The organism is Enterococcus sp. 3H8_DIV0648 (assembly GCF_002140655.1).
In the GTDB taxonomy this organism is placed as follows: domain Bacteria; phylum Bacillota; class Bacilli; order Lactobacillales; family Enterococcaceae; genus Enterococcus_A; species Enterococcus_A hulanensis.
Genome location: NZ_NGLG01000002.1, coordinates 607,536 through 613,736, shown reverse-complemented (window position 1 = coordinate 613,736; position 6,201 = coordinate 607,536). Strand labels below are relative to the sequence as shown.

Sequence of the window (6,201 nt, the reverse complement as noted above, 5' to 3'; positions counted from 1 at the left end):
GGTATTTAATAAAAGGAGGACGTTTTATGTTTAGAAAAAGTGTTCATTTGTTTTCAGTAGCACTCCTAGGGTTAGCGTTAGTTCCCGGCAATGCTTGGGCTGACGAAGTGGTGGAGCCAGCTGCGCAGAGTGTAACGACAGAATTAATTGAAAGCCCTGCCACAGTAGCGGAACAACCAGCTCCAGAAGCAGAAGTTGGAATTCAGCCGGAAGCAGAAGCGGCAGTCGTAGAGCCGGAGATTACGGAGCCTTCAGCAGTAGATCAAGCAGAAGCGGCTGAAGAATCATCCGAGACATCCGAGACCGAACCAGAAGAAACAGCAACACCTAATCCAGAAGCGGCAAACCCAGAGCAAGCGGCAGAGCCGATAGCCGCTGTACAGTCGAAAGCAGCGCGGGCAGCCGCACCGGCCTTGAAAGATGACTATGATGGGAAAATCGTCGATCACGAAAAAGCGATCACGGATGAAAAAGCCAAAATCCCAGCCGATTACAATTTTATGCCGAACTTTGATCACCTTGATGACATCATTGTGAACTCTAACGGGGGTTATCAAGATGATACAACCTCATTCCTGTTTGATTTGAAGCAGGAAACAGCGAACTCGATTACTGTGATCTATAAAAACGTCGGGACTTACAATGGAAAAGTGATCGATATGAAAGTAACGGTCAAAGACTGGACGGTATTTGCGGGCAGCCGTTACAATCAGCTTTATATTCACAAAAAGAATGGGATCATGATGTGGGGGATCAGCGACGTTCGTTTAAATTATTCATTTCTTGATAATCTAACATCTGCTGCTGTAAATGTTTCGGGCTTCTTCAATTTCACCGACATCGACCTGCAGCAAAGTATCGATTTGTTCGATAATAACAACGTGAAGAATTATTATGTTACCAAGGGGAACCAGCTGTACTTTAAAACGCATAACGGCTATATCAAAATCGGCGAAATCAACCGAACACGCACCGATGATGGTGACGAGGATTATTGGCTAACCTATACGTATAACAATGTGTCGAATTTTGACGTTCGTTACAATCAAGATTACGAATCTGGCGCAGTCTTCAATTACACGTATCAAGCGCCGGTCGTGATTGAAAAAACTCCGACAAAGCCAGAAATCAAAGAGCCGGAAATTATCGAGGAAGCACCAAAAGAAGAAATTACAGTTGACGAGCCTAAAGAAGCAAAAACAGAAACAACTACAGTCAACCTTGCTGCAAAGACAGAAAAAGTTGAACCCGTAAAAGCAGAAATCAAAGAAGCGGTAAAAGAAGCAGAACCGTTGAAGCAGGCTGTGTTGCCCCAAACAAATGATCAAAGCAGTTCGATCTTCGCGATTTTAGGGGGGACTTGTCTATTCCTGTTAGGAGCGCTATTTTTTAATAAGAAAAAAGTCTAAAGTAATCAAAAACAAGTAAACTCGACTGTAGACCAAGTGATTTATCTGAGAGACACTGCGTATTAGCAAAATATGTAGTGTTCCTTTTTGTTATAATTAGTACATTGGAAATTAGATAGGGGTGGTAGAGTGTTTACATCTGTCTCTTATACACATCTAGATGTGTATATAAATGTTATAATAAGATTTGATATTTATTATAAAGGAGGTCGTTTTATGGCGAAGAAGAGTATTTATTTGTTTTCAACAGTGATTTTAGGCTTTTCGCTGGCACCAATTTCTGTCTGGGGGGATGAAATCACTGAACCAACAGCAAATAATGTTACGACAGAACTAATAGAAAGCCCTAGTAGTGCAAGTCCTGTTTCAGAAGCTGAGCAGCCAATAGAACCAGCAGCTGCTGCTGAGACGACAGAACAGACGAGCGAAATAGCAGCGACTGAACCAGTATCAGAAATCAACACAGAGGTGCCAGAGTATAGCGAGACACCTGAGCTTCCTGTCGAACCCGCTAAAGCTGACAGTATCGCCGAGGAAGCACAGCCGCTGGAGGAGCAAGAACCGGCTCCGTCAACGGAACCAGAGATCACTGAGGCAGCCGAACCTGAACCAACCGACGCAACCGTAAGCACCAGAGCGGCCAAAACAGCTTTAAAGAATGATTATGATGGAAAAATCGTGGACCACAACAAGGCGATCACGGATGAAACTACTAAGATTCCTGATGCGTACGAATTTATGCCGAATTTTGCCAATGTAAAGGATATCGTGATCGGCGGTACGAAGAATTACACTACTGACGGCTATTCTTATGTATTTGATTTAGATACGGAGAAGCCCAATACGATCACCGTCACCTATAAAAATGTCGGGACCTACAATGGAAAAGTGATCGATATGCGCATCACAGTCAAGGGCTGGACCGCGCTGGCAGGAAGACAGGTGCTTTACATCAATAAGGATAATGGGATCACCATGAAAGGGATCAGCGATGTCTTACTGAATTATGCGTTTCTTGATCAATTGACCGCAAGTCCCGTAAAACTATCCGGTTTCTTCAATTTTACAGATATTGATTTTGAACAAAGCATCGACCTGTTCAACAACAATAATATTCAAAATTTCTATGTGGCCAAAAATAATCAGCTGTATTTTAAAGTTCATAATGACTATATCAAGATCGGCGAGATCAACAATCACAAGACGAATCATTACGATATGCGTTATTGGCTGACCTATACCTATAAAAATGTTTCAAACTTTGATGTGCGCTACAATCAGGATTATGAAACGGACGCAGTTTTTAACTATTCCTTCAAGCTGCCTTTGTCCATGAACGCTCCCGGTTTCGTTGATCCAACGATCCCGCTCGATGTCGAAATGCCGGATGAGCTAAATCCAGCAGCGAATACGAATCAAGAGCCAGCAGCAAATCCAACTGCGACCAGCGGAAAAACACCCGAAGCGGCCTCGATTCTGGCAGAATCTGCTGAAAGGGAGAAAATTTCTGTAGCTCAAGCAACGCAAACGGAGCTGCCAAAAACCAACGAGCAGATCCGTTCAGTTTTCACTCTCATTGGTGGTGCGTGTATCTTTCTGTTCACTGCACTCTTTTTAAATAAGAAAAAAGTGTAACAAAAACCTGCTGAAAAAATCAGCAGGTTTTTCATTAACTTAATTCAGTCTCCGGAATCTCGGCTAGATAATGATCGACTGTATTTAACAGCTCGGTCATTTTTTCATAGTCAAAGGGTGAGGCGAGGTGACCTAACTGGACTGTCTCCAAAAAGGTCTTGGTACCGCCGACGCGACAAATCGCAAGATAATCTTCCCAAGCGGTCGGGTCCTTTTCAACGATCGCGCGTTCCCAAAATTGCAACGCGCAAACCTGCGCTAAGGTGTAGTCGATGTAATAGAAGGGCGATTCAAAAATGTGTCCTTGACGATACCAATAAATCCCGCGAGCTAAGGCTTCGGATTCTTGATAATTATTTTCCGGGCAATAAAGCTGCTCCAGCTCGCGCCAGCGATTTTTCCGTTTTGCAGGCGACCAGTCAGGATGCAAATAAACCTCTTCTTGAAAATGATCCACCAAGGCACCGTAAGGTAAGAATTGCAGGGCGCTGCTCAAATGAGCGAATTTGTATTTCTCGCTGTCTGTGCCGAAAAATTTATCCATCCAAGGCCACGTCAAAAATTCCATACTCATCGAGTGGATCTCAGCAGTATCCGAAGTCGGAAAGACCAGCTCAGTTTCTTCGATCCAGCTTGAGAGATAGGTTTGGAAGGCGTGACCTGCTTCGTGAGTCAAAACATCGACATCTTCCGAGGTACCGTTGAAATTAGCAAAGATAAAAGGCACTTTAAATTCATCGATATATTCACAGTAGCCGCCGCTTTGCTTGCCGGGACGGCTAATCAAATCTAGCAATTCCTGTTGGATCATTTTATCGAAAAATGCACCTGTCTCTGGGGATAATTCGTGATACATAGTCTGGGCCTGTTGGACTAACGCTTCAGCGTTTGCCTGCGGTCGCGGGTTGCCGTCAGGAAAAACCAGCGGCAGATCATAATAGTTCAATCTTTCAAGACCTAACCGCTCTTGCTGCCGCTGATAGAGCCTTTGGTTGATGGGAACAACTTTTTCGAGAATAAAGCGGCGAAAATCCTGCAGCTGAGAACGATCATAGCCCCAGCGGTTCATTTGGCGATCGCCGTACTCAACGAAATGATCAAAGCCTAATTTTTGCGCCTGCTGATGACGAATGTGTACCATCTGATCAAAAATCGTATCAAGTTCCTGTTCATGGGCAACAAAAAAGTCTTCATAGGCTTTTTGCGCCGCTTGGCGTATTTCACGATCCGGTTCGGTAAAAAAGGCCGACAATTCAGAAAGGGTTCGCACTTTTCCGTCAAATTCGATTTCGGCTGATGCGATCAACGTGCTGTATTGACTGACAACATCATTTTCCTGCTGCATTAATACGATCACAGATTCAGCCATCAGGTGTGATTGATCCTCCGCAAAAAGAAAGAGCGTTCCCGGAAAATCTTTTTCCAATTGCGGACGGAAAGGGGAGTCCAGCAGACTTTCGTAAAAGTGTTTGTGAATCTGGTTCACGATCGGTTCGTTGTAATCCCAAAATTCATTCTCAATCCCGTAATAGTGATCATTGGTATCGATCGAAAAACGGATAGAGGCTATTTTAAAATTTTTGAAGAGGTCGCTGCGCAAATGGTTCAGTTCGTGCAGTGTTTGTTTCGCATCTGAATAATCACTTGCTTCAATAAATTGCTGCACGCAAGTGATAAAGTCGATTTCGTATTGAGCAAGATCAGGGTTTTCGTAGGGAAAATCAGAAAAAAGCATGGTGGACCTCCTATAATAAAAAGAATTCAATTAATTATAACAAAAAAACCTGCCAGCAGACGCTGACAGGTTCTTCCTGTTTTTTAAGAGTTCATCATTAATTCTTCGTTTAACAATTCATCGATTGGTGTGTAATCCATCGCTAAATCTTTAGCTACAGCTTCGATCGTCAGTTTGCCATTGTAAGTATTGACGCCGCGGCGAAGTGCCAAGTTGTCTTTCAATAATTCTTCTAATGAATTATTTGCTAATAAGTTAGCATAGTTCATTGTGCTGTTGCTTAATGCGTAAGTAGCGGTTTGCGGAACAGCTCCCGGCATATTGGCTACAGCATAGTGAACGACACCTTCTTTAACATAAGTCGGATCATCGTGAGTCGTTACCCGATCTTCTGTTTCAAAGATTCCGCCTTGGTCAATCGCCACATCGACGATTACTGAATGATCAGGAATATTAGCGACCATTTCTCTAGAAACTAAAGTCGGTGCTTTGTGTCCTGGGATCAAAACAGCGCCGATAACTAAATCAGCTGTTTTCAGACATTCTTGGATGTTGAAGCTGTTTGACATCATGGTTTGAACCCGGTTGCCAAAGATAATATCCAATTCTTTCAGACGTGGAACGCTGACATCTAGGATCGTTACGTTGGCACCTAAACCTAAAGCTAATTTTGCAGCATTCAAGCCAACAACGCCGCCACCGATAACGACAACATTTCCACGTCGTACGCCTGGTACGCCGGATAGCAAGATACCTTTTCCGCCGTTGACACGTTCTAGATAGTTGGCACCGATTTGAGCCGCCATACGTCCAGCAATCTCACTCATTGGTGCAAGTAATGGCAATGTGTTGTCTGCCGGTTGAACATTTTCGTAAGCAATTGCATTGACACCGCTGTTGACTAAAGCTTCTGTTAAAGGTTTGTTTGCAGCTAAATGCAGATAAGTGAATAGTAATAATCCTTTACGGAAATATTGATATTCTTCGGGAAGCGGCTCTTTAACTTTCATGACCATATCCGCTGCCCAAACATCAGCAGCATTTTCGATCATCGTTGCACCTGCGGCAGCATATTCTTCGTCTGTGATCGCAGAACCTTTGCCGGCATCTTTTTCAACTAACACTTGATGACCACGATTTGTCAGATCAAATACTCCAGATGGGGGAAGGGCAACACGGTTTTCATTGTTCTTGATTTCTTTTGGAATTCCAATAATCATTTGACACACTCCTTCTTAACGATTCGTATACGAAGTGGATTCGCTTACATATTAATTGTACAGGTTTTCCAAACAATTTCAACTAAGAATTCGCAAAGTATTTAATGGCGCTGAATGATTGTGACCAAATGAAATCCTTTACATATTCTAATAGAAGGAATATTCAGCTTAACAACTTCCTATCGAGTGGAGGCCTATAAAA

4 protein-coding genes are annotated in these 6,201 nt (G+C 43.2%); 2 read left to right on the top strand and 2 right to left on the bottom strand.

Going from position 1 to position 6,201, the window contains the following annotated elements; all coding sequences use genetic code 11:
- The first annotated feature begins 26 nt into the window (after positions 1-26).
- The gene (locus A5875_RS19130) at positions 27-1,409 is read left to right on the top strand and encodes an LPXTG cell wall anchor domain-containing protein (protein ID WP_088935168.1); all 1,383 of its coding nucleotides are present in this window, start codon (positions 27-29) and stop codon (positions 1,407-1,409) included.
- Between the two features lie 216 nt (positions 1,410-1,625).
- Positions 1,626-3,044 (top strand): LPXTG cell wall anchor domain-containing protein, encoded by a 1,419-nt coding sequence (locus A5875_RS19125; protein WP_088935167.1) that lies wholly within the window; start codon positions 1,626-1,628, stop codon positions 3,042-3,044.
- A 34-nt stretch (positions 3,045-3,078) separates the two neighbouring features.
- Here the strand turns inward: A5875_RS19125 and A5875_RS19120 are convergent, their stop codons facing one another.
- Positions 3,079-4,779 carry a M3 family oligoendopeptidase gene (locus tag A5875_RS19120; RefSeq protein ID WP_088935166.1) on the bottom strand — a complete coding sequence of 567 codons (1,701 nt, stop codon included), beginning with the start codon at positions 4,777-4,779 and terminating at the stop codon, positions 3,079-3,081.
- 83 nt (positions 4,780-4,862) lie between these two features.
- Positions 4,863-5,999: an alanine dehydrogenase gene (gene ald, locus A5875_RS19115; RefSeq protein WP_088935165.1), complete on the bottom strand. Its 1,137-nt coding sequence runs from the start codon at positions 5,997-5,999 to the stop codon at positions 4,863-4,865.
- Positions 6,000-6,201 lie beyond the last annotated feature (202 nt).